This is a genomic window from Streptomyces sp. NPDC030245, from assembly GCF_055572995.1.
Genome location: NZ_JBVICF010000007.1, coordinates 216,653 through 237,394 on the forward strand (window position 1 = coordinate 216,653; position 20,742 = coordinate 237,394).

The window sequence follows — 20,742 nt, forward strand, 5'->3', positions numbered from 1 at the left end:
TGTCAGCCCTTGTCGTCCTTCACCCAGCCGAAGGGCAGACACAGCCTGCCGCCGAGCCAGGACTCCACCCAGTCGCCGAGCTCCACCGGGGCGCAGGCCGGAAGCTTCGAGGGCTCGGCCGGCCGGGCCGGTCCCGGCGGGTTCACGTCGCGGCCGGAGAGCAGCTCGCGGTAGACGCGCGCCGCGGCGGGGTTGTCCTTGCACTGCCAGACACCGTGCGGGCAGTAGTCGGTGACCGTGTTGTACAGCGGCTTCTTCTCGCGCATCCATTGCAGCATGCGGCGCATATATTCTTCGTTGTCGCCGTTGCGGAAAAGCCCCCATTCCGGGTACGAGATGGGTTTGTTGTGCTCCGCCGCGAAGTCGACGTGCCGCTGGAGCCCGTAGGGCTCGGTGATCTGCTCGTCGAACGGCATTCCGCGCGGCTGGTCGTACGAGTCCATGCCGATGATGTCGACGGTGTCGTCACCGGGATAGCACTCCGTCCAGGGAACGGCGTCCCGCCCTCTGCTGGGGGTGAAGTCGAACCTGAATTTCTGCCCCGGGACGGACCGCATCGTGGTGACGATCCTGTTCCAGTACTTCTTCCAGGACTCCGGGTCCGGACCGCAGCGATGGGTGTACGTCGTGCCGTTCATCTCCCAGCCGAGCACGATCACCGTGTCGGGCACACCGAGGTCGACCAGGCGCTCGGCGAGCACCCTGTAGTGGCCGTCGAAGTCGCCCGCGGCGCCCTGTCCGAGCAGCCGGGCCACCTCGCGGTCGCCGACGCCCTCCTCGTTGCGTTCGAGCATCGGGACGTTGAGGACGAAGAGCCTGTCGTCCTTCTCCTTGCGCCACGCCGCCCAGCTCTCCAGGAAGTCGGGGGCTCCCTCGATGTTGCTCCAGAGGTCACCCGGGAGGTACGTGTGCCCGACCCGCAGCTCGGTGCCGCCGAGCCACTGGCTGAGCCCGCCGATGCGCTCGACCCCGCGCGGGCCGTAGTCGAGGTACGCGCCGAAGGCGGGTGCGGCGGCGGGGGCCGGGGCGGCGGCGGGGTCCGGGACGGGGCCCGGGACGGGGTCCGGCGAAACGGCCAGGGCCGTCGACGAGACGATTCCGGCGGCGATGAAGGCGAGACGTTTACCGCTTCGCAGACGTTTACTGTTCCGGAGATGTTTACCCCGTCGAAGGCGTTTACCGCGCCGGAGGCTCTGTGGGGCGTGTACGCCCATACCTGCTCCTCGTTTCCGACCTCACTCCACTGACACTTCGTCATATGTATTTCTATTGCGCCAATCGTGTTTCTAATCCCGTATTCCGCCACATCGCCCGCATGGGCGATCGACAAGCGAGGGTGACGTTGCAGCCTCTGGATACACGCATTCCTGCGGTCCTGTTGCGGATCGACAGGAACCCCTTCCACCACGGGACGCTGGGTGCCGTGCGCTCCCTGGGCCGCGCGGGAATCGAGGTCCATCTGGTGGCCGACGACTGCGGAAGTCCCGTGCAGCGGTCCCGCTATCTGCACCGGATGCACGCGCCGCCCGCTCCGGGAGCGTCGCTCGCCGAGGTGGCCGCCGTGCTGCGGCGGGTCTCGCACCGGCTCACCGGACCGGCCGTGCTGATCCCCCTCGACGACGCAGGCGCCCTCGCGGTGAGCGCCCTGTACGAACAGCTCACCGACCTCTTCCTGGTGCCCCGGGTGCCCGGCGACGTGGCCGAGCGCGTGGCGGACAAGGCGGCGCTCGCCCGGGTCTGCGCCCGGGCGGGCGTGGCGCACCCGACGACCCTGGCGCCGGAGTCCGCCGCCGAGGCCGCCGAGGCCGTGGAGCGCCTCGGGGCCCCTGCCGTGGCGAAGTGGAGCCGCCCCTGGCTGCTGCCCCACGACACCGGCCTGCGCAGCACCACCGTGCTCGGCTCCCCGCACGAGGCGGCCGCCCTGTTCGAGCGCCGTACCGAGGCCGGCAGCCGCCTCCTGATCCAGGCCTTCGTGCCCGGCACCCGCGACGCGGACTGGTTCGTGCACGGCTGCGCGGGGCGTGACGGTGTCGTGCGCGGCGGGGGCACGGGCCGCAAGCACCTGTCGTGGCCGCGCTCCGCGGGCCTGACGGTGAGCGGCGACTGGACCCCGAACCCCGCGCTCTGGGCCGCGGCCGCGCGGATCGTGTCGGCCCTGGAGTACCGCGGGATCTTCGACCTGGACTTCCGCAGGGACACCGCGACCGGCGACTTCCACCTCATCGACTTCAACCCGCGCCCCGGCGCCCAGTTCCGCCTGTTCGCCGACGGCACGGGCACGGACGTGGTGCGCGCCCTGCACCTCGACCTGACCCACCGGCCGGTGCCCGACCCGCGGCCGCTGCCGGGCCGCACCTTCGTGGTGGAGAACTACGCCCCTCTGGCGGCGCTGCGCTCCCTATGCAGGTCCGGGTCCGCGCGTGGCGTTCCCTCGCCGCGCGGCGAACTCGCCTGGCACGCCGCCGACGACCCGGCTCCCGGGGCCGCCCTGCGCCGGATGTGGCGCCGGCACGTGGTGCGCCGGCTGTGGGACGGCGTGGGCCACCGCTCGCGCGAAGCGTCGCCGGTCGAAGTCCTGGAGCACGGGCCCGCCGTACTCCCCGCCCAGGCGACCAGGGAGCGAGCCGGCACGGGGCCCGGCTTCCGCGCGAGTGATCGCTCCGCCGAATTCGAGCCACCCATTCCCGGGTGATCACCGGCCCTGGGCAACGCCCGCAATTCCGGCCGCTCTTATGAGTGACGCGGCGGGCGAATGGGTGAACCTCGTTACTCGGCCGGGCCATTCGATGATGCACTGAATGCGCTACACCGGGACAGGCCGGGTCGCTTTCCCGCCAGCCGTCGGCGCCTATGCCGTGGGTGAGCGACATTCCCCCGAGGGCCGGTCCGAGTCTCTTCCTCCTTTACGCCGGCAGGGAAGCCGTCCAGTAATTCCTCCTGGGCTTCCCTGTCGGCGTACTGCCGTTTCCGGCAGCACACCTATCACCGCGTCGAGTCCGGCATCACCCCGTCAGGGCCGGGCCGAGGCACGCCTGCGCCGGTACAGGATCGACCCGCCGAGCAGCAGGCCCGCACCTGCGGCCGCCGCGCCGAGCAGCGCGGGGTCCGCGCCCGTGGCGGCCAGTTGGGCGTCGGGCGTGTCCTGGTGGTCCGGCCGCGGGGTGTCCTGCTCCCTCGGCTCACGCTCCGGTGCCGCCTCCGGGGCCGCCTTGGCGCGCTTCGGGGCCTCGGGGCGCGCGGACGGCACGGTCCGCTCGACGGGGTCCTTCGGCGGGGCCTCGGCCGCCGGGTGGTGGTCCGGGGCGTCGTTGGCACAGGAGTTGCCGGCGGCGCTGTTGAGGGCGCCCACGACGTTCGCGCTGTTGCCGCAGGCGTTCACGGGAACTTCCACGGGGGCCTGCACGGTGTTGCCCGACAGCACGCCGGACGAGCGTGCCGTCTCGCGGTGCGCGACGGCGTCGGTGCCGCCGGCCGTGGAGCGGTGCTCGGTGTGCGGCGCGTGCGGCGCGTCGTGCCGGGAGGTGTGGGCGTGGGCGTGCGCGTCGGAGCGGGAGGCGCACTTGTTGCCGCTGGCCGGGTTGCCCACCCCGACGACGTTCGCGGTGTTGCCGCAGGCGTTCACCGGAACTTCCACGGGGGCCTGCACGGTGTTGCCGGACAGGAAGCCGGGCGAGTCCTGCGCATGCCCGTTCGCTTCGGAGGCGGCGAACGCGTGGGCGCCGGACAGGGACAGGATGCTCGTGGCCGCGGCGGCGGAGAGCATTCCTTTACTGAGGGCGTGTCGCAATGTAGTGGTCTTTCTCTGTCCGAAGGGGGGAACGGGCCCCGGCGCCGGGACGGATGCCGGGGCCGGTCGCGGCACAGCGGGAACGGCCGGGCCGGTACATCACTTGTTGACGCAGGTGTTGCCGGCCACCGGGTTCAGCAGAGCGACGACGTTGATGCTGTTGCCGCACACGTTGACCGGGACGCTGACCGGGGCCTGGAACACATTGCCGGAGCCGGTCCCCTCGGAACCCATGGCCGCGCCCTCCGCACCGGCGCCGGCGAATGCCGGGCTGCCCGCACCCAGAGCCATGACGGCGCCGGCAACAATGGTCGCGCTCTTCTTGAGCTTCACAGCTTTCCCTTCATTCGGATCACGCCTGAATGGCGGCCGAGGCCGGGCGGGAACTCCCTGTTCGCGCACCGTGACCTGAGCCCTGCTCAACGAGCGTTCGGGGCAGAGGAAACCGCAGCGTTGACAGCTTTGTGAATTCACTCGAATGCAAATCATAAAACTGGAAGCAATATGGAAAGGGTGCCGGTTTCTCTTCCGTCGAATGCAGCAACCAGCCGCGCACGGTGTGTGGGGCGGGAGTGAGGGGGCAACCGAAGGAGGACAGTCCCCACAACATCGGTGGGAGTGATGCGCTGTGACAACCGACAGCACACAGGAAAGCCGCATCCTCGCCCGTCCCCGCAGCCCGGCAGCGGCCCGGGAGGCCGTACGCGCGGCGTTGCGCCAGGGGCGCCGGCACATCGGCGAGATGGCGGTCGCGGACGCGGTTCTGGTCACCTCGGAACTGGTCACCAACGCACTCAGGCACGGCGGAGGCCTGCGCGCGTTCCAGTGCCGCGTACGGTCCGACTCCGTCGAGATCACCGTCGAGGACGGCAGCGACACCGTTCCGGTCACCCGCCCCCGGACGGCCCTCCTCGTGAGCGGCGGACACGGCTGGCCCACGGTGTGCCGGCTGGCCGACGACGTCAGCGTGACGCGCCTGCCCGGCGGCGGGAAACGCATCGTCGCCCGGGTGCCGCTGGCCGCGTGAAGGTCATACGCGTGACCGTGTGAAGGTCATACGCGTGACCGTGTAAGCGTCATACGCGGCCGGTCACCGTCACCGTGACCCGCGGGGGTTCCCGCTCACCCGTCATCCGCAGCAGCGTCCCGGTCACGGCGGCGCGCACGTCCCGGGTGACGTCCACGGCCCGGTAACCGCGGCGCAGGACGACGTGGATCTCGGCGTGCCAGGCCGCGGCACCCTTGTCCCTGGTGACGCGGACCGCCGAGGAGCGCCTGGCCAGCGGGGTGGTGACGCGCAGGAGTTCGGCGATGCCCGGGCGCAGGAAGGCGACGCCCGCGGTGCCGAGCACCGCTTCCTGGACGGCGTCGGCCAGTTCACCGGCAGTACGTCGGTCCGTCACGGGTGCCGCCTCTCCGCGCTGTCGTCGGCTTCGTCGTCGTCGGCTTCGTCGTCGATGATGTCGGCGACCGTCACGTCGACGGACGCGACCCGCATGCCGAGCTCGGCGTCCACCGCCTCGACGACCCGTCGGCGGACCAGCTCGGCGACCTCCGGGAGATGCCAGGTGAGGGTCACCGCGACCTCCGTGCGGATCCGCACGGGCCCGCGCGGGCGGTCTCCCGCGGCGGCGTCGGTGCGGCCTTCCCCGGTGAGCGCCTCGATGCGGCAGCTGCCCGCCCGTACGCCCGGCAGGGACTCGGCGGCGGCGCGGACGGTCCTGGCCGCCGCGGCCTCCACGATCCACGCGTCCTCGTCCTCCTCGCCCAGCGGCAGCGTGCGGCCGGGGCGCAGTTCCAGGCGCACCACGTCCATGACGCGCCCCACGAGCGCGGAGGCGTCGGGCTCGGGCTCGCGCGGGTCCGCGTCGCGGGCCGCGGCGACGACGTCCTCCAGGTGCCGCAGCGTGTTCCGCGCGTCGGTGCAGTGCGGGCAGCCGACGGCATGCGGATCGGTCTCGCCGTTCTCCGCGCGCTCCCAGACGCTCCACACGTCGCGGCCGCACGGCAGCAGTTCGTTCTCCTCGTTCAACGCCATGCGGCCATCGCCTCCGTGAGATAGCGCCGCGCCCGGAAGACGCGGCCCCGTACCGCCTCCGGACTGATGCCGACCGTCTCGGCGATGGTTTCGTAGGCGAGGCCGTTGAGCTCGCGCAGCACCCAGCACACGCGCTGCTCCGGAGAGAGGCCCTCCATCGCCCTGCCGAGCTCCGCGACGGCGGCGTGCGCCTCGGCGACGCGCGCCGGAGATGCCTCGTGCTCGGGTGCCTGCGGCTCGGGCACGTCGCCCAGGTCGACGGCGGGGCGGCGGGCCCGCAGGACGTTCAGGCACCGGTTCGTGACGATGCGGTGCATCCATGTGCCGAACCGCGCGTCCCTGCGGAACTCCGGCATCTTGCGCCAGGCGCTCACGAAGGACTCCTGGACCGCGTCCTCGGCCTCCGTCCGGCTGCCGAGCAGCCGGGTCGCGAGCCGCAGCAGGCCCGGCGCGTGGCGGCGCACCAGCACCTCGAAGGCCTCCTCGTCGCCCTCCGCGGCCCGTACCGCGAGCAGTCCGTCGTCGGACCGCGCGGAGTCGTCCGCCTCGGCCGGCGCTCTGTCCGGGTCGCCCGGCACACGCGGCTCCTCTCACTCAGGTCGTACTCCTACGACACGCGGCGAGCGCCCGCGTTACGCGACGCGGGTCCGGGGGCCGCCGGGGAGAGAAATTCCACCGGGACGCGTAACGAATCCTCCGCCCCGGTGTCAGACATGCGACGGGCCGGGCACTCGGCCCGCAGTGAGCGAGCGGACAGCAGGCGACAGCAGTCGGAAGACAGCAGGCGGAACACAGCAGGCAAAGCAGCGACAAGTCACTGACGACGAGGAGATGGCCTCATGTCGACCCAGGAGATCACTTCGAAGACCGCCGCCTCCGGTGGCGGCGGGCAGGACGTCACCGGCGCCCCGCACCAGGCCGTGCCGGGCAGCACCACCGTGGCGGGCAGGACGGGGGCCGCCGAGCCGGCCGCGACCCGCGGGAAGACCTCCATCGCCGACGTGGTGGTGGTGAAGATCGCCGGTACGGCCGCGCGCGAGATCCCCGGTGTGTACGACATGGGCGGCGGGCTCTCCCGCACCATCGGCGCCGTCCGCGACCGCGTCCCCGGCGGCCGGCCCAACGTCGGGCGCGGGGTGAAGGTCGAGGTCGGCGAGCGGCAGACGGCGATCGACCTGGACATCGTCGTCGAGTACGGCGTGCCCATCACCGACGTCGCCCACGACGTGCGCGAGAACGTCATCGCGGCCGTGGAGCGCATCACCGGTCTTGAGGTCGTCGAGGTCAACGTCGCGGTCAACGACGTACGACTGCCCGACGACGACGGCTCGGACTCCGCCGCCGAGACGCGCGTGGAGTAGGTGAGTGGTGAGCACTGCTCTGGTAGGCCTGATCGCCGGGATGGCGCTGGGGTTCGCCGGGTGGTTCGGCGGCTTCGGCGCCTTCCTCCTGGTCGCCGCGCTCGGCGCGGTGGGCTTCGTCGCGGGACGCCTCGTCGACGACGGCACGGACATCAGGGGCTTCCTCAGCGGCCGTGACCGGGGGCGGCGATGAGCACCCCGGCGGCGGACCGCGGCTCGACGACCGTCGCGGACCGCGCGGTGCGCCGCATCGCAGGGCGGGCCGCGACGGAGGCGCTCGCGCCCGGCGAGGTGCGCACGACCCGGAGTTCGGCGTCCGTACGCGGCCGTCGGGCCCGGGTCGACGTCACCGTGACGCTGCCCTATCCCACGGTGCTCGACGACGCGGGCGAACGCGTCCGGTCCCACGTCGCCGACCGTACGGCGCGGCTCACCGGCCTCACCGTGCCCTCGGCGCGGGTGCGGGTCAGGTGGCTGTGTCTGCGGGAGGAGGCGGAGGGCGGCACTTCGGCGGTCGGTGTTTCGGCGGAGGAGGGCGCTTTTGCGGAGGCGGGTGGCGTGGGGCGGGCGCGGCGGCCGTGGTCCTCGCGGCGTGTGCCCGTCGCCGTGGCGGCGTTCGCCGCCGCCGTGGTGTGCGGCGTCTTCCTGTACGACGTGCTGGCCGTGCGTGCGGCCGACCGTCCGCCCTCCCGGTGGCGGGCCGACCTGATGGGGTGGCTCACCACGCACGGCCCGGACAGCGGCGTCTGGCCGGGCGCGGCGGTGGCGTTCGGCGTGTTCTGCCTCGGTGTGTGGCTGCTGGTCCTCGCCGTCACTCCGGGCCGTCGCGGGCGGCTCCCCATGCGGCCACCGCTGCCGGGCGTCCACGCGGTCCTCGACCGGCGCGCGATGGCGTCGCTGCTGCGGGACGCCGTGTCGGAGCTGCCCGGCGTCACCCGGGTGCGGGTCCGTGTCGGCCGTCGTCGGGCACGCGTGCGTGCCGGGCTCGCCTTCGGCCTGCCGGAGGAGGCGCACCGGGCGGTGACGGAGGCGGCGGAGCGGGCCCTGGCGGCCTGCGGGGTGGCCAGGCCGCCACGGCTCCGCGTCCGGCTGCGCCCCGAGCCCGCCTGGCGCGCTCCCGCGCCGGAGCCGGTGCCTGTGGAGGACGGGGATGCGGCTACGGAGAGCGGGGTCCGATGAGCGGACTCCGGAGCGGCACCAATCGCGCTGCCCTGCTCTGTGCGGCCGTGGGACTCCTCGGCGCCGGGGCCGTGCTGGCGTCCGCCACGGACGGCGTGCGCGAGCGGCTGCCGTCGGGCTGGCCGCGGCTCGGGGCCGACAGGGTGTGGCTCGACGGGCGGGACCTCGGCAGGTGGCGCGATCAGGGCTGGTGGACGCCTCTGGTGATCGCCGCGCTCTCCGTCGGCGTACTCCTGTTCCTGGGGTGGGCGGTGGCGCAGGTCCGCGGCGGGCGCGTGCGCGAACTGCCCCTGGGGCGGCCCGATGTGACCCTGTCCGGGGCCGCGCTGGCGGCCGCGATGGCGGAGCGGGCACGCGCCGTCGAGGGCGTGGCCGACGCGCGCGTACGCCTTCGGGGCGGCTCGCGGCGGCTGCGCGCCCGCATCACCCTGGTCCTGCTGCCGGACAGCTCTCCGGAGACGGTGCTGCGGCTCCTCGCCCGGCACACGGTGGCGGAGGCGCGGGCGGCGACGGCACCCCGCGTGCTGACCGTCGACGTCCGTCTGAGGATGCAGTCGCACACGTCCCGGCGCCTGCGCTGAGAAAGCCGAGAGACGCTGAGAGACACCGAGAGACGGGGTCAGTGTTCGGTGAGCAGTCCGGAGCGCAGCTTGGCGAGGGTGCGGTTCAGCAGCCGCGAGACGTGCATCTGGGAGACCCCGAGCACCTGTCCGATCTGGCCCTGCGTCATCTCCTGGCCGAAGCGCATCTCGATGATGTGCCGCTCGCGCTCGTCCAGTTGCTCGACGAGGGGTGCCAGGGCGTGCAGGTCCTCGAAGAGGTCGAGCGCGGGGTCCTCCTCGCCGAGGATGTCGGCGTAGTCACGGCCCTTGGAGCCGTCGTCCTGGCTGAGGGGGACGTCGATGGACCCCGCGGTGTAGCCGTTGGCGGCGACGAGGCCGTCGTTGACCTCGCGCTCGGTGAGGCCGAGGTGGTCGGCGAGCTCCGGGACGGTGGGCTCGCGGTCCAGCTCGGCGCCGAGGGCCTCCTTGGCCTTCACGAGGTCGACGCGGAGCTCCTGGAGGCGGCGCGGCACGTGGACCGCCCAGCTGGTGTCGCGGAAGAACCGCTTGATCTCCCCGGTGATGTAGGGCAGCGCGAAGGTGCTGAACGCGACGTCGCGGGCGAGCTCGAAGCGGTCGATGGCCTTGATCAGGCCGATCGTGCCGACCTGCACGATGTCGTCGACGTCGGTGCTGCCGCCGCGGAAGCGGGCGGCCGCGAAGTGCACCAGCGACAGGTTCATCTCGATCAGGGTGTTGCGTGCGTACTGGTATTCGTGCGTGCCCTCTTCGAGGTGCTGGAGCCGGTCGAAGAAGATCTTCGACAGAGCCCGCGCGTCCTTGGGCGCGACACTTCCCGCGTCCTCGACCCACGGCAGTTCGGTCAACTGTGTGGAGGTCCTCACTGGTTCACCTTCGCTCGGTGGGGGGCGGCGGGCGGCACGTCACCAGACCGCCTGCCCACTGATCTGCTGGTTAAGCCTAGTAGTGCTTCGTTGCGTGCTGGTCCTGCCCGTCGCCCCGTTCCCCTCGCCGGTCGGTGCTGACACGATGCGGAGTCCAGGGTGCGGGGGGAGTCGCCCTCAGCGGGGGCGGGGCGGGAGGCGTAGATGCCAGAGGTGTTCTTGCGGCGGCTGAGCCGTTGGCAGGCGGAGATGCAGCGCGAGGCCGTGGCCGATCTCTACGTGGAGTCCTGCCGCGGCACGGCCGGCTCCGGGCCCGGGGACCGGCGTGCGTTTCTGCACCGCTTCGAACACGACGTACAGCAGACGGACTTCGACATGGTCGTGGCCGACTCGGCGGGCCTGGTCGGGTGTCTCTACGGATACCGTGCCGAGCGCGGCGGGACGTGGTGGGAGGGGTTCAGCGGCGTCCTGCCCCCGGCGATCGAGGAACAGACCGGGTCGGGGCGGGTCTTCCTGCTCAGCGAGCTGATGGTCGCGCCCGCCGAGCGCGGCTCGGACCTCGCCTCCCGCCTCCGTACGCTGCTCCTGACCCGGCACACGGCCGAGGTCGTCGTCGCCGTCCTCAAGCCGGGCGACGAGCGGGGGCGGGAGGTGCTTCAGGCGTGGGACTGGACGAAACTGGGCGAGTTCGCCCCCGAACAGGAGGGCTGGCTGCGGCCGCCCTCGCCCCTGCCCTGACCGTTCGCACTCGTCCCGAGTGCCCGCTCACTCGTCCCGGTCCCTGCTCGCCCGCAGGGAGTACATGAGCGGGATGCGGGGCCGGTCCGCGGGGAACCGGTAGATGCCGTCGCGCGGTTCGAGCAAGCCGAACCGCGCGAAGAGGGTGTGGTCGCGCTCGCGCAGGAACTCGACGCGCAGCCCCGCGGCGGCGACCGCCGAGACCACGTCGCCGATGGGGTGCTGCCACTCGACGGTGCGGTTGTGGACGGTGGGGGTGACGGTGTCCGCGTAACCGCCGGGCGTCTCGTCGACCCAGGCGTCGCGCGCGAAGTAGTCGTGCTCGACGCGGGAGCCCGTGGCGTCGTCCAGGACGTCGGTGAGCGGATGGAATTCGTTGAGGTAGAGGAAGCCGCCGGGGGCGACCAGCGAGGCGGCGGTCTCGGCCCAGCGCCGGATGTCGGGGAGCCAGCCGAGCGCGCCCACTCCGGTGTAGACGATGTCGTACGAGGAGTCGGGCACCGCCTCGGCCGCGTCGTACACGTCGGCGGTGACGAAGGTGGCCTGCTCGGGGGTGAGGCCGAGCTCGGCGGCGAGCTCCCGGGCCGCCTCGACGGCCGGCTCGGAGAAGTCGAGCCCGACCACGCGGGACGCGCCGTGGCGCGCCCAGGACAGGGTGTCCAGGCCGATGTGGCACTGGAGGTGCAGCAGTGACTTGCCGCGTACGTCGCCCACTTCCGCGAGCTCGTGGTCGCGCAGGGGGTCCTTGCCGGCGCGGAAGGCGTCGAGGTCGTAGTAGTCACTGGCGAGGTGGAGAGGAACCCGCTCGTCCCAGCGTCTCCGGTTGGTCTCGCGCCAGTCGGCGGGCGTCGGGGAGTACATGGCCGGAAAGTTATCCACAGGCTGGGGAATCCCGCCAGCGGATTGTCGGCGGGGCCAGGCAGTATGGAGGGCATGAGCGAGACGGGTGCGACGAGCGCGACAGGTGCGGAGAAGAACACGGGTGCCGTGGCGGACGCCATGCCGGACTGGGAGAAGCGGTTCAGGGCGCCGCGCGTCTCCCTGCCCGACTGGGCGGAGGACGCCCCCGAGCGCTCCCTCTTCGTGTCGAACGCCACGGGGACGTATGAGCTGTACGCGTGGGACCGGTCGACCGGCACCCAGCGCCAGGTGACCGACCGGCCGAACGGCACGACGGACGGCGCCCTGTCGCCCGACGGCGAGTGGATCTGGTGGTTCGACGACAAGGACGGCGACGAGTTCGGCGTCTGGCTGCGCCAGCCCTTCGGCGGCGGCGCCGACGAGCCGGCGGTGCCGGGCCTGGGCGCCTCGTATCCCGCGGGTCTCGCCCTCGGCAGGGACGGCGGGACGGTGGTCGTCGGCCGCTCCACGGACGAGGACGGTTCGACCATCCACGTCGTGCGCCCCGGCGGCACGGAACCGGTCGAGGTGTACCGCCACCGCGAGTCGGCAGGCGTCGGCGACCTGTCGTACGACGGCTCGCTGATCGCCGTGGAGCACACGGAGCACGGCGACGCGATGCACTCCGCGCTCCGCGTGATCCGGCCGGACGGTTCGACGGTCGCCGAGCTCGACGACACCGAGGGCGGCACGGTCGAGCTGGGCCTGGAGGTCCTCGGCTTCGCGCCGGTGGAGGGGGACGCGCGCCTCCTCGTCGGGCATCAGCGGCGCGGGCGCTGGGAGCCGATGGTGTGGGACGTCGCGTCCGGCGAGGAGCACGACCTCGCGCTCGGCCTGCCGGGCGACGTGAGCGCCGAGTGGTATCCGGACGGCTCCGCGCTCCTCGTCGCGCACGGCTTCGAGGCACGCGGCGAGCTCTTCCGGTACGACTTCGCCTCCGCCGAGCTGGTCCGGATCGACACGCCCGCGGGCTCCGTGTCGGGCGCGACGGCCCGCCCCGACGGCAGCGTGGAGTACATGTGGTCGTCTGCGGCCGAGCCGCCGGTGGTCCGCTCCACGGCGGGCGGTGTGGTCCTGGACCCGCCCGGTATGAAGGCACCGAAGTCCGTGCCGGTGGAGGACGTCTGGGTGGACGGGCCCGGCGGCCGCATCCACGCGCTGGTGCAGCGACCCGCGGGCTCCTCGGGCCCGCTCCCCACGGTCTTCGAGGTGCACGGCGGCCCCACCTGGCACGACAGCGACTCCTTCGCGGCCGGCCCGGCGGCCTGGGTCGACCACGGTTACGCGGTCGTGCGGGTCAACTACCGCGGCTCCACGGGCTACGGCAGGGAGTGGACGGACGCCCTCAAGCACCGCGTCGGCCTCATCGAGCTGGAGGACATCGCCGCGGTGCGGGAGTGGGCGGTGGCCTCGGGCCTGGCCGACCCGGCGCGCCTGGTCCTGTCGGGCGGCTCCTGGGGCGGCTATCTCACCCTCCTCGGCCTCGGCACGCAGCCCGATGTCTGGGCGGTCGGTCTCGCCGCGGTGCCCGTCGCGGACTATGTGACGGCGTACCACGACGAGATGGAGGCGCTGAAGGCGATGGACCGCACGCTGCTCGGCGGCACGCCGGAGGAGGTCCCCGAGCGCTTCGCCGCGTCGTCCCCCCTGACGTACGTCGACGACGTCAAGGCCCCGGTCTACATCTCGGCGGGTGTCAACGACCCCCGCTGCCCGATCCGCCAGATCGACAACTACGTCGACCGCCTCGCCGCCCGCGGCGCGACCCACGAGGTGTATCGCTACGACGCGGGCCACGGCTCCCTCGTCGTGGACGAGCGCATCAAGCAGGTGACTCTGGAGCTGGACTTCGCGGAGCGGCACCTGGGGGCGTGACCCTCCATGCGCCCGAGCGTGCTGACGGACTCCCCTCAAGGGTGGTTTAGGTATACGCCCACCACCCGGATGGAACTCCACTGACATGGACATTCCGACCTCGGGGAGCACGCATGAACGCCACGCAACATGTCTACGAGGTGCTGCGTCAGAGTTTCGGTGTCGACGCACAAGCCGTTCCTGACGACACCGCTCTTCAGCAACTGCGCATGGATTCCCTCGCGTTGGAGGAGTTCCGGGTCATCATCGAGGAGCGGCTGGGCATCGATCTGGACGAGGCCAGGATCACCTCACGGGACACGGTGGCCCACCTCGTCCACGTCGTCACCGCGAGGGCGACGCCGTGAGGCCGCCCCGTGCGGCGCCGTTCTCCGCCGCGGTGACGGGGGTCGGACTGGTGACCGCGGCCGGCCCCGACGCCTCCCGTTCCTGGAAAGCGGTGGTGAGCGGCGGTGTCCCGGCCGGGGTGGGTCCGCACCCCGCTTTGGAGGGCCTGCCCTGCGACTTCGCCTACGCCGTCGACGCCGACGTGGCGGAGCGGCTCGGGGTGGCCGTGGCCCGGCTGATGGACCGGTTCGCCCAGTTCGCCGTGGTCGCCGCGCGCGAGGCGGTCGCCCACGCGGGGCTGGACAGCCGGGCCTGGGACAGCACCCGCGTGGGTGTCGTCATAGGCAACGCCCACGGCGGCCTCCCCTTCTACGACGAGCAGCTCGCCCGCATGCTGGCACGCGGCCGCGTCTCCCCCAAGACCAGCCTGCTCACGCCCGTCAACGGAGCCACCGGCAGCGTGACCCGTGACCTCGGCGTGGCCGGGCCGAGTTTCGCCGTCTCCGCGACCTGCGCCTCCGGCACCCATGCCGTGGGCGCGGCACACCGGCTCCTGCGCTCCGGAGTGTGCGACGTCGTGATCACCGGCGGTGCCGAGGCGGCCATCTGCCGCATGCTGGTCGCCAGCGCCTGCCGGCTCAAGGCGCTCTCCACCCGCCGCGACGCCCCCACGGCCGCCAGCCGCCCCTTCGACGCCGACCGGGACGGCTTCGTCGTCGGTGAGGGCGCCGGCATCCTCGTCCTGGAACATCCGGAGCACGCGCGGGCCCGCGGAGCGAACGTCGTCGCGCGGGTCAGTGGCTTCGGGTCCGCGACCGACCCCGGGGCGACCGTGGCCCCGAGCACCGACGGCGCCGCGCTGGAGCGCGCCCTGCGCGCCGCCCTCGCCGACGCCGACATCTCCGGCGCGGAAGTGGACCACGTCAACGCCCACGGCACCTCCACGCGGATGAACGACCTGGTGGAGAGCGAGGTCCTCGCCAGAGTCTGCGGCGAGCGCCCGCTGATCACCGCGAGCAAAGGCATGGTCGGGCACACGCTCGGGGCCGCGGGCGGCATCGAGACCGCGCTGACCGCGCTGACCCTGCGCGACCAGGTCGTGCCGCCCACCGCCAACCTCACGTCGCTCGACCCGGGCGTCCGGGGCCGGATCGTCAGCGAGGAGGCCCGGCCCGCGCGCCTCGACCGCGCCGTGAAGACCTCCATGGGCTTCGGTGGCTTCGCCGCCGCGCTGGTGCTCACCCGGGCCTGAGCCCGACCCGCGCGAAGCCCGGCCCCCGCGCCGACCACCCGTTTCCTCGGCCCGAACACCGTACGGGAGAACCGAACCGTGCCCGACGAGATGGTCCGCTCCATGACCGTGGACAACCTGCGGTACGCCTACCGACTCCTCCGCCGACCGCCGCCGCGCACCACCCACCCCGTCGTGCTCCTGGGCGGCATCTTCCAGGGGATGTACGACTGGTCCTCGCTGGAGAGCGCACTGCTGCCGGTCGCCGACGTCGTGACCCTCGGCCTCGACAGCAGCGACAGCGGCGACAGCGGCGACAGCACGATTCCCGCCGTCCCGCTCCCGCCGGAGCTGCTGTGCCGAGCGGTCGCCCAGGTCGTCGACGACCTGGGGGCGGAACAGGTCAACCTGTTCGGATACTCCTACGGCTCCGTCATCGTCCACCGGTACGCCCTGGCCCACCCGCGGCGGGTCGCACGCCTGGTGCTGGGCGGTGTGCCGTGGGACATCCCGGACGACCGGTGGAGGCGGTTCAAAGCGCGTTCGGAGGCGTTCCCCGCGGGGCAGGAGCCAACGCTGGCAACCATGTGGGCCGAGACAATGATGTGCTTGGACCCCGAACTGCCGGTGCTGCACCGCGAGTTGGTCTACCGCTTCGTCCGGCGGACGCTGCTTCAGCATCTGCGGATCCCCCACGCGCGGCAGGCCATGGAGGAAAGGCTCGGCGAGATGTGCGGCAGGACGGCCGGCGCCCTCGACGGCATCCCCACGCTCGTCTTCAGCGGTGCGCACGACACGCTCATCCCCGCGCCGACACAACGCGCCTTCGCCGAGACCATCGGGGGCAGCTCGTTCGTCGTCCTGGACTCCTCGGACCACTGGGTGCTGCTCGAACGGCCCGACGCGGTGGCGGATCTCGTACTGCGCCATTTCACCGACCGATAGCGCCCCCCTCAAAAAGGGCTCGCCTCCGCACCTCGTTCCCCACCCCGCACACCCCACACCCCAAGAAGGTGCCCCCCATGCCCGACACCCCCGACATCACCGCCACCATCCACCGCATCCTCACCGACGACTTCGAGGTCCCCTCCGAGGCCATCCATCCGCTGGCCACCCTGGAGTCGCTCGACCTCGACTCGCTGGCGCTGGCGGAGTTCGCCCTCATCCTTCAGGAACGCGTCGGTGTGAAGCCCGCCGCCGGCATCGTCGCCACCACGACGACCGTCTCCCGGCTGGCCGCCTCCCTGGAAACCTGCCGGGAGGCCGGCCGGCGGACCGGCCGCGACCCCGGGGCCGCCACATGAGCCAGGCCGACATCGCGGTCACCGGCATCGGCCTCGTCACCGCGGCGGGCGACGGCGCCGAACCCACCTGGCAGGGCGTCCTCTCCGGCGCCTCGACCGCCACGCGTGACCCCCGCCTGGCCGGTCTGCCGGTCGACTTCTCCTGCCGCGTGCCCTCCCTCGGGGACCTGCCCCGCCGGATGGGCGGCCGCAAGGCCTGGCGCATGGGCCGCTTCGTCAAGCTCGCGGTGCTCGCCGCACGCGAGGCGGTCCGGGACGCCCGCCTCGACCCGCGCACCTGGGACAGCACCCGTGTCTCCGTGGTCATAGGCTGCGGCCTGGGCGGCACGTGGGAGTGGGAGGAACAGCACCGGCGCCTCCTGGACCAGGGCGCCGACAGGGTCTCCGCGCTGGCCACCGTCCACTTCCTGCCGAACATGGCGGCCGGCGAGGTCTCCATCGACCTCGGCGTGCGCGGCCCCGGCCTCTGCGTCTCCACGGCCTGTGCCTCCGGCGCGACCGCGCTGGCCACCGCCCGCGACCTGCTGGCCAGGGACGCCTGCGACATCGCGATCGCCGGCGGTACGGAGGCGTCCACCAGCCCCCTGACGACCACGAGCTTCCACCGCACCGGGGCCCTGTCCGCCCGCCGCGAGGACGTGCGGGGCGCCTCGCGCCCCTTCGCCGCCGACCGCGACGGCTTCGTCATGGCCGAAGGGGCGGGCGTCCTGCTGCTGGAGCGCGCCCCGGACGCAGCCGCCCGCGGCCACCGGCCCAGGGCCCTGCTGGCCGGCTGCGGCACCACGTCCGACGCCCACCACCCGACCGCCCAGCCCGAGGGCGCGCCGGGAGCCGAACGCGCCCTGCGGGCCGCGCTGGCCGACGCGGACCTCGCCCCGCGCGACATCGACCACGTCAACGCCCACGGAACGTCCACCCTGGCCAACGACCTGACCGAGGCCTCCCTGATCTCCCGAGTGCTGCCGCACCGCCCCAGCGTCACGGCCCCGAAAGGGGTCCTGGGGCACAGCCTCGGCGCCGCGGGGGCCATCGAGGCCGCGCTGACCGCGTTGACGATCCAGCACCGGCAGGTGCCACCGATCGCCAATCTCCAGCACGTCGCCCCCGGCCTCGACATCGACTGCGTCACCGACCGCCCCCGCCCGCAACGGGTCCGCGCGGCCGTCAGCCACTCCTTCGGATTCGGCGGCCACAACACCGTGCTCGTCCTCGTCCGGCCATGACCGGCGTCGACCACCGGTGCGCGCTGCGCCGGGAACTCGAACACTTCGTCCACTGGGTGAGCGGCATGCCCATGCCGACACCACGGGACCCGCGCGCCGAGGAGCTGCTCCTGCTACGGGACCGGGGCGGCCTCGACATCACCGTCTCCGCCGTCCGCGACATGCTGGGCAGCGTCCTCGTCCGCCAGGTCCGTGCCGGGTGCGTCCGCGAGTGAGGCGGGGCGGACCCCACGGGTCGGCGAAGGGCGGCGGCACCGTACCTTGGGGGTGTGTACCGGTTTCTGCTGACGCCCCGCTGGTGGGGGATCAACATCTTCGTCGTGCTGGCCATCCCCTTCTGCATATTCATGGGGTCCTGGCAGCTCGGCCGCTTCGAGGACCGCGTACAGGACCACGAGTCCGCCAAGGAGCAGGTCGAGGAACAGGCCGCGGACGCCCGCGGTGACGCCGAGGGGCGTCCCCTCGCCTCCCTGCTGCCCGTCGACAAGGAGACCTCCGGCGAGCAGGCCACGGCCACCGGCCGCTACGGCACGCAGCTCCTCGTCCCGGACCGGGAGCTCGACGACAAGCGCGGCTTCTACGTCCTGACCCTGCTCCGCACGGACGGCGGCAAGTCGCTGCCCGTGGTCCGCGGCTGGCTCCCCGGCGACGCGAGCGCCGCCAAGGCCCCCGCCGCCCCCAAGGGCGAGGTCACGGTGACCGGGGCCCTCCAGGCGTCGGAGAGCCCGGGTTCGAACGGCGTGAGCGCCGCGGGCGGCCTGCCCGCGGGCCAGCTGGGCGCGATCAGCTCGGCGTCACTGGTCAACCTCGTACGCGACGACGTGTACGACGCGTGGATCACCCTCGACAAGGGGGACTCCGGGATGAAGGCGGTCCCGGCGACCGCGCCCAACGACACCGGCCTCGACCTGAAGGCCTTCCAGAACCTCGGCTACACCGGCGAGTGGTTCGTCTTCGCGGGGTTCGTCCTCTTCATGTGGTTCCGGCTGTTCCGCCGCGAGGCGGAGTTCGCCCGCGACGCCCGGCTCGGCCTGCTCGAAGAGACCCGGGCCACAGAGCCCCAGCCCGCAGGGCCTCAGCCGCAGGGCTAGGAGGCGGGCAGCACCCCGGTCCGGTACACCGTCCCCGCGCACGCGTTCGGGACCGTGGCGGCCGCCGACGGGGCCCCCGCCTCGGCGGTCAGGGAGACCACGACGCTGCCGTCGGCCACACCGCCGTCCGTCCGGCCCAGCTGGGTCTCCATGCCCTCGGGCGTTCCGCCGCCCGGAGGAGTACCGCCGCCGCCCTCCGTGGGCGTCGGGTCGGGCGAGGGCTCGCCGCCGTCCGAGGGGCACTTGTCCGAAGGCAGCCAGGCGAACCGCACCTCGTACGCCGCGCCCGGCTGGAGCACGAGCGAGCTGGCCTCCTGGGAGGGGTCGGGCAGGCCGAGCGCCGCGTCCCCCGCCGTGTGGTCGACCACGACGATCTTCGTGGGGTCGGCCGCGCCCTGCGCCACCGCGCTGACGGCGCCGGCGGCCTCGACCGTACAACTGCTGTCGGAGATGTTCGAGACGCGGAAGGAGCCGTACACCGAGCCGTTCACGTCCGCGGGGTTCGCGCTGCCCGTGGCGCCGAGCTGGGCCGCGTCGCAGACCGGCGAGCTGGCGGCCTCGGAGGTGGCGGGGTCGGGCGATCCCGTACCACCGCCGCCCGTGCCGCCCTTCGCCTTGCCGTCCTTCTTGTCCTTCTTGCCCTTCTTGTCCTTGCTCTTGGACTTGTCGGGCTTCTTCTCGGACCCCTTCGAGCCCGGGTCCTGTTCCTTGCCCTGGGTCGAACCGCCCTGCGCGTCCTGGCTGTTGCCCGCGATCGAGGGGCGGTCGTCCGCATCGCCCTTGGAGTTGGTGACGTGCACCAGGGCGGGGACGGCGGTGCCGATGAAGAGCGCGGCGGCCGCGATGCCGACGACGGCCTGGCGCTTGCGGGCCCTGCGGGCGGGGACCGCCTGACGCAGGTGGTCGAGGGCGCGCTCGCCCGGCTCGATCTCCTGCACGGCCTGGCGCATCAGCCGCCGCAGCGCGAGCTCGTCGGCGCCGAGCGCACTCTCGGGGCCGGGCTCGCTCTCGTCCCCGAACCCACCGACGGCCCGAAGCCCACCAGCGACTCCCCGCCCACCGACCGAGCCCCGCGCACCCGCCGAGTCCTGACCGTCCGCCGAGTCCCGCGCCTCCGCCGAGTCCCGACCGTCCGCCGAGCCCCGCGCACCCGCCGAGTCCCGACCGTCCGCCGAGTCCCGCGCCTCCGCCGAGTCCCGACCATCCGCCGAGCCCCGCGCCTCCGCCGAGTCCCGACCGTCCGCCGAGCCCCGACCGCCGACCGAGCCCCGCACATCCGCCGAGTCGTCGTGCTTCTCCGGGTCCGCCGAGCCGCCGCGCTTGCCTGCGTCGGCCAAGCCGCGCTCATCCACCGACGTGCCGCGCTCGCCTTCGTCCACCGAGCCGCCGCGCTCGTCGCCGTCCGCCGAGCCGCGCTCGCCCGACGCGTCGCGCTCGCCCTCCGAGCCGAGTCCGTCTTCAGCACCGGACCCTTCGGGTCCGTTGTCCGGCCGGGGGCCGCCATCGGGACCGTGGTTCACGTTTCCGTTCCTGCCATGGTGCTCAAATCCGCCCTGCTCGTCACGCTTGCGCTCACTCATGCCGGCGCCTCCATGGCGACCCTCAGGGCCGCGATGCCACGCGAGCCGTACGCCTTCACCGAGCCCAGGGATATGCCCAGGGTCTCGGCGACCTGCGCCTCGGTCATGTCGGCGAAGTAGCGCAGCACGAGGACCTCGCGCTGGCGCCGCTGGAGACCGCGCATCGCCTTGATCAGCTCGTCGCGCTCCAGCTGGTCGTACGCCCCCTCCTCCGCGCTCGCCATGTCGGGCATCGGCTTGGAGAGCAGCTTGAGCCCGAGGATGCGCCGGCGCAGCGCGGACCGCGAGAGGTTGACCACGGTCTGACGCAGATACGCGAGCGTCTTCTCCGGGTCACGCACCCGCTTGCGGGCCGAGTGCACCCGGATGAACGCCTCCTGCACCACGTCCTCGCAGGACGCCGTGTCGTCGAGGAGCAGCGCGGCGAGGCCGAGCAGCGACCGGTAGTGCGCGCGGTAGGTCTCGGTGAGGTGGTCGACTGTGGTGCCCGCGGTCATCGTGTCGTCAGCGCCCTCGCGCTGCGCCGGCATGCGGGCGGGCCGCGTCGCGGGCATGGGTGCGATCACCGGCATGCCGCCGGCCGCGCGGGGACGACGAGGCGGACGCAGCGCTGCCGCGCCTCTCGCCTGTACCGCTGTGAAGTCGAGTACCTCTGCCACGC

The 20,742-nt window shown here is 72.9% G+C and carries 25 protein-coding genes; 15 read left to right on the plus strand and 10 right to left on the minus strand.

Going from position 1 to position 20,742, the window contains the following annotated elements:
• Positions 1-2: 2 nt before the first annotated feature.
• The gene (locus ACZ4Z4_RS20540) at positions 3-1,214 is read right to left on the minus strand and encodes a glycoside hydrolase family 26 protein (protein WP_468328866.1); all 1,212 of its coding nucleotides are present in this window, start codon (positions 1,212-1,214) and stop codon (positions 3-5) included.
• Positions 1,215-1,342: 128 nt separating this feature from the next.
• Here ACZ4Z4_RS20540 and ACZ4Z4_RS20545 point away from each other — a divergent pair, with 128 nt between their 5' ends.
• Positions 1,343-2,692, plus strand: a complete 1,350-nt coding sequence (locus tag ACZ4Z4_RS20545) for a carboxylate--amine ligase (protein ID WP_468329450.1) — start codon at positions 1,343-1,345, stop codon at positions 2,690-2,692.
• Between the two features lie 318 nt (positions 2,693-3,010).
• Here ACZ4Z4_RS20545 and ACZ4Z4_RS20550 read toward each other — a convergent pair whose 3' ends face one another.
• Complete coding sequence (locus tag ACZ4Z4_RS20550) at positions 3,011-3,763, minus strand: chaplin (protein ID WP_468328869.1); 753 nt, start codon at positions 3,761-3,763, stop codon at positions 3,011-3,013.
• Between the two features lie 123 nt (positions 3,764-3,886).
• On the minus strand, positions 3,887-4,078 hold the full coding sequence (locus tag ACZ4Z4_RS20555; protein ID WP_468329452.1) for a chaplin: 192 nt from the start codon (positions 4,076-4,078) through the stop codon (positions 3,887-3,889).
• A 337-nt stretch (positions 4,079-4,415) separates the two neighbouring features.
• Here ACZ4Z4_RS20555 and ACZ4Z4_RS20560 point away from each other — a divergent pair, with 337 nt between their 5' ends.
• Entirely contained in the window at positions 4,416-4,814 is a 399-nt protein-coding gene (locus ACZ4Z4_RS20560) for an ATP-binding protein (RefSeq protein WP_468328872.1), read from the plus strand.
• 49 nt (positions 4,815-4,863) lie between these two features.
• On the opposite strand, the gene ACZ4Z4_RS20565 is transcribed toward ACZ4Z4_RS20560, so the two are convergent.
• The 3 genes from ACZ4Z4_RS20565 to ACZ4Z4_RS20575 are packed head-to-tail and all read right to left on the minus strand — an operon-like array spanning position 4,864 to position 6,403.
• On the minus strand, positions 4,864-5,190 hold the full coding sequence (locus ACZ4Z4_RS20565; protein WP_468328875.1) for an Asp23/Gls24 family envelope stress response protein: 327 nt from the start codon (positions 5,188-5,190) through the stop codon (positions 4,864-4,866).
• Positions 5,187-5,825: a hypothetical protein gene (locus ACZ4Z4_RS20570; RefSeq protein WP_468328878.1), complete on the minus strand. Its 639-nt coding sequence runs from the start codon at positions 5,823-5,825 to the stop codon at positions 5,187-5,189. The genes ACZ4Z4_RS20565 and ACZ4Z4_RS20570 overlap by 4 nt, the downstream gene beginning before the upstream one ends.
• Complete coding sequence (locus ACZ4Z4_RS20575) at positions 5,816-6,403, minus strand: RNA polymerase sigma factor (RefSeq protein WP_468328881.1); 588 nt, start codon at positions 6,401-6,403, stop codon at positions 5,816-5,818. Before ACZ4Z4_RS20575 ends, ACZ4Z4_RS20570 begins: the two co-directional genes overlap by 10 nt.
• Positions 6,404-6,664: 261 nt before the next feature.
• Between ACZ4Z4_RS20575 and ACZ4Z4_RS20580 the strand changes: the two genes are divergently transcribed.
• From ACZ4Z4_RS20580 to ACZ4Z4_RS20595, 4 genes are read left to right on the plus strand one after another with little or no spacing between them, the layout of a single operon-like run.
• Positions 6,665-7,186, plus strand: a complete 522-nt coding sequence (locus ACZ4Z4_RS20580) for an Asp23/Gls24 family envelope stress response protein (protein WP_468328884.1) — start codon at positions 6,665-6,667, stop codon at positions 7,184-7,186.
• Between the two features lie 7 nt (positions 7,187-7,193).
• On the plus strand, positions 7,194-7,379 hold the full coding sequence (locus ACZ4Z4_RS20585) for a hypothetical protein (protein WP_468328887.1): 186 nt from the start codon (positions 7,194-7,196) through the stop codon (positions 7,377-7,379).
• Positions 7,376-8,365: a DUF6286 domain-containing Asp23/Gls24 family envelope stress response protein gene (locus ACZ4Z4_RS20590; protein ID WP_468328890.1), complete on the plus strand. Its 990-nt coding sequence runs from the start codon at positions 7,376-7,378 to the stop codon at positions 8,363-8,365. The genes ACZ4Z4_RS20585 and ACZ4Z4_RS20590 overlap by 4 nt, the downstream gene beginning before the upstream one ends.
• Positions 8,362-8,946 carry a hypothetical protein gene (locus ACZ4Z4_RS20595; RefSeq protein ID WP_468328893.1) on the plus strand — a complete coding sequence of 195 codons (585 nt, stop codon included), beginning with the start codon at positions 8,362-8,364 and terminating at the stop codon, positions 8,944-8,946. Before ACZ4Z4_RS20590 ends, ACZ4Z4_RS20595 begins: the two co-directional genes overlap by 4 nt.
• Before the next feature lie 38 nt (positions 8,947-8,984).
• Here ACZ4Z4_RS20595 and ACZ4Z4_RS20600 read toward each other — a convergent pair whose 3' ends face one another.
• The gene (locus tag ACZ4Z4_RS20600; RefSeq protein ID WP_468328896.1) at positions 8,985-9,812 is read right to left on the minus strand and encodes an RNA polymerase sigma factor SigF; all 828 of its coding nucleotides are present in this window, start codon (positions 9,810-9,812) and stop codon (positions 8,985-8,987) included.
• Positions 9,813-10,016: 204 nt separating this feature from the next.
• On the opposite strand from ACZ4Z4_RS20600, the gene ACZ4Z4_RS20605 reads away from it, so the two are divergent.
• Complete coding sequence (locus ACZ4Z4_RS20605) at positions 10,017-10,550, plus strand: GNAT family N-acetyltransferase (RefSeq protein ID WP_468328899.1); 534 nt, start codon at positions 10,017-10,019, stop codon at positions 10,548-10,550.
• A gap of 27 nt (positions 10,551-10,577) precedes the next feature.
• On the opposite strand, the gene ACZ4Z4_RS20610 is transcribed toward ACZ4Z4_RS20605, so the two are convergent.
• A complete protein-coding gene (locus ACZ4Z4_RS20610) occupies positions 10,578-11,411 on the minus strand; it encodes a class I SAM-dependent methyltransferase (RefSeq protein ID WP_468328902.1) in 834 nt (277 codons plus the stop codon).
• A gap of 138 nt (positions 11,412-11,549) precedes the next feature.
• Here ACZ4Z4_RS20610 and ACZ4Z4_RS20615 point away from each other — a divergent pair, with 138 nt between their 5' ends.
• From ACZ4Z4_RS20615 to ACZ4Z4_RS20650, 8 genes are all read left to right on the plus strand, one after another.
• Complete coding sequence (locus ACZ4Z4_RS20615) at positions 11,550-13,325, plus strand: S9 family peptidase (RefSeq protein WP_468329455.1); 1,776 nt, start codon at positions 11,550-11,552, stop codon at positions 13,323-13,325.
• 113 nt (positions 13,326-13,438) lie between these two features.
• A complete protein-coding gene (locus ACZ4Z4_RS20620) occupies positions 13,439-13,672 on the plus strand; it encodes an acyl carrier protein (protein WP_468328905.1) in 234 nt (77 codons plus the stop codon).
• A complete protein-coding gene (locus ACZ4Z4_RS20625; RefSeq protein WP_468328908.1) occupies positions 13,669-14,904 on the plus strand; it encodes a beta-ketoacyl-[acyl-carrier-protein] synthase family protein in 1,236 nt (411 codons plus the stop codon). Before ACZ4Z4_RS20620 ends, ACZ4Z4_RS20625 begins: the two co-directional genes overlap by 4 nt.
• A gap of 78 nt (positions 14,905-14,982) precedes the next feature.
• Positions 14,983-15,828, plus strand: a complete 846-nt coding sequence (locus ACZ4Z4_RS20630) for an alpha/beta fold hydrolase (protein ID WP_468328911.1) — start codon at positions 14,983-14,985, stop codon at positions 15,826-15,828.
• A gap of 77 nt (positions 15,829-15,905) precedes the next feature.
• Positions 15,906-16,187: an acyl carrier protein gene (locus ACZ4Z4_RS20635; RefSeq protein ID WP_468328914.1), complete on the plus strand. Its 282-nt coding sequence runs from the start codon at positions 15,906-15,908 to the stop codon at positions 16,185-16,187.
• Positions 16,184-17,410 (plus strand): beta-ketoacyl-[acyl-carrier-protein] synthase family protein, encoded by a 1,227-nt coding sequence (locus ACZ4Z4_RS20640; protein ID WP_468328917.1) that lies wholly within the window; start codon positions 16,184-16,186, stop codon positions 17,408-17,410. The genes ACZ4Z4_RS20635 and ACZ4Z4_RS20640 overlap by 4 nt, the downstream gene beginning before the upstream one ends.
• Complete coding sequence (locus ACZ4Z4_RS20645) at positions 17,407-17,625, plus strand: hypothetical protein (protein ID WP_468328920.1); 219 nt, start codon at positions 17,407-17,409, stop codon at positions 17,623-17,625. The genes ACZ4Z4_RS20640 and ACZ4Z4_RS20645 overlap by 4 nt, the downstream gene beginning before the upstream one ends.
• A gap of 54 nt (positions 17,626-17,679) precedes the next feature.
• Positions 17,680-18,501, plus strand: a complete 822-nt coding sequence (locus tag ACZ4Z4_RS20650) for an SURF1 family protein (protein ID WP_468328924.1) — start codon at positions 17,680-17,682, stop codon at positions 18,499-18,501.
• Here the strand turns inward: ACZ4Z4_RS20650 and ACZ4Z4_RS20655 are convergent.
• A complete protein-coding gene (locus ACZ4Z4_RS20655) occupies positions 18,498-20,081 on the minus strand; it encodes a hypothetical protein (RefSeq protein ID WP_468328927.1) in 1,584 nt (527 codons plus the stop codon). The genes ACZ4Z4_RS20650 and ACZ4Z4_RS20655 overlap by 4 nt on opposite strands.
• On the minus strand, positions 20,078-20,740 hold the full coding sequence (locus tag ACZ4Z4_RS20660; protein ID WP_468328930.1) for a SigE family RNA polymerase sigma factor: 663 nt from the start codon (positions 20,738-20,740) through the stop codon (positions 20,078-20,080). The genes ACZ4Z4_RS20655 and ACZ4Z4_RS20660 overlap by 4 nt, the downstream gene beginning before the upstream one ends.
• Between the last annotated feature and the right edge of the window lie 2 nt (positions 20,741-20,742).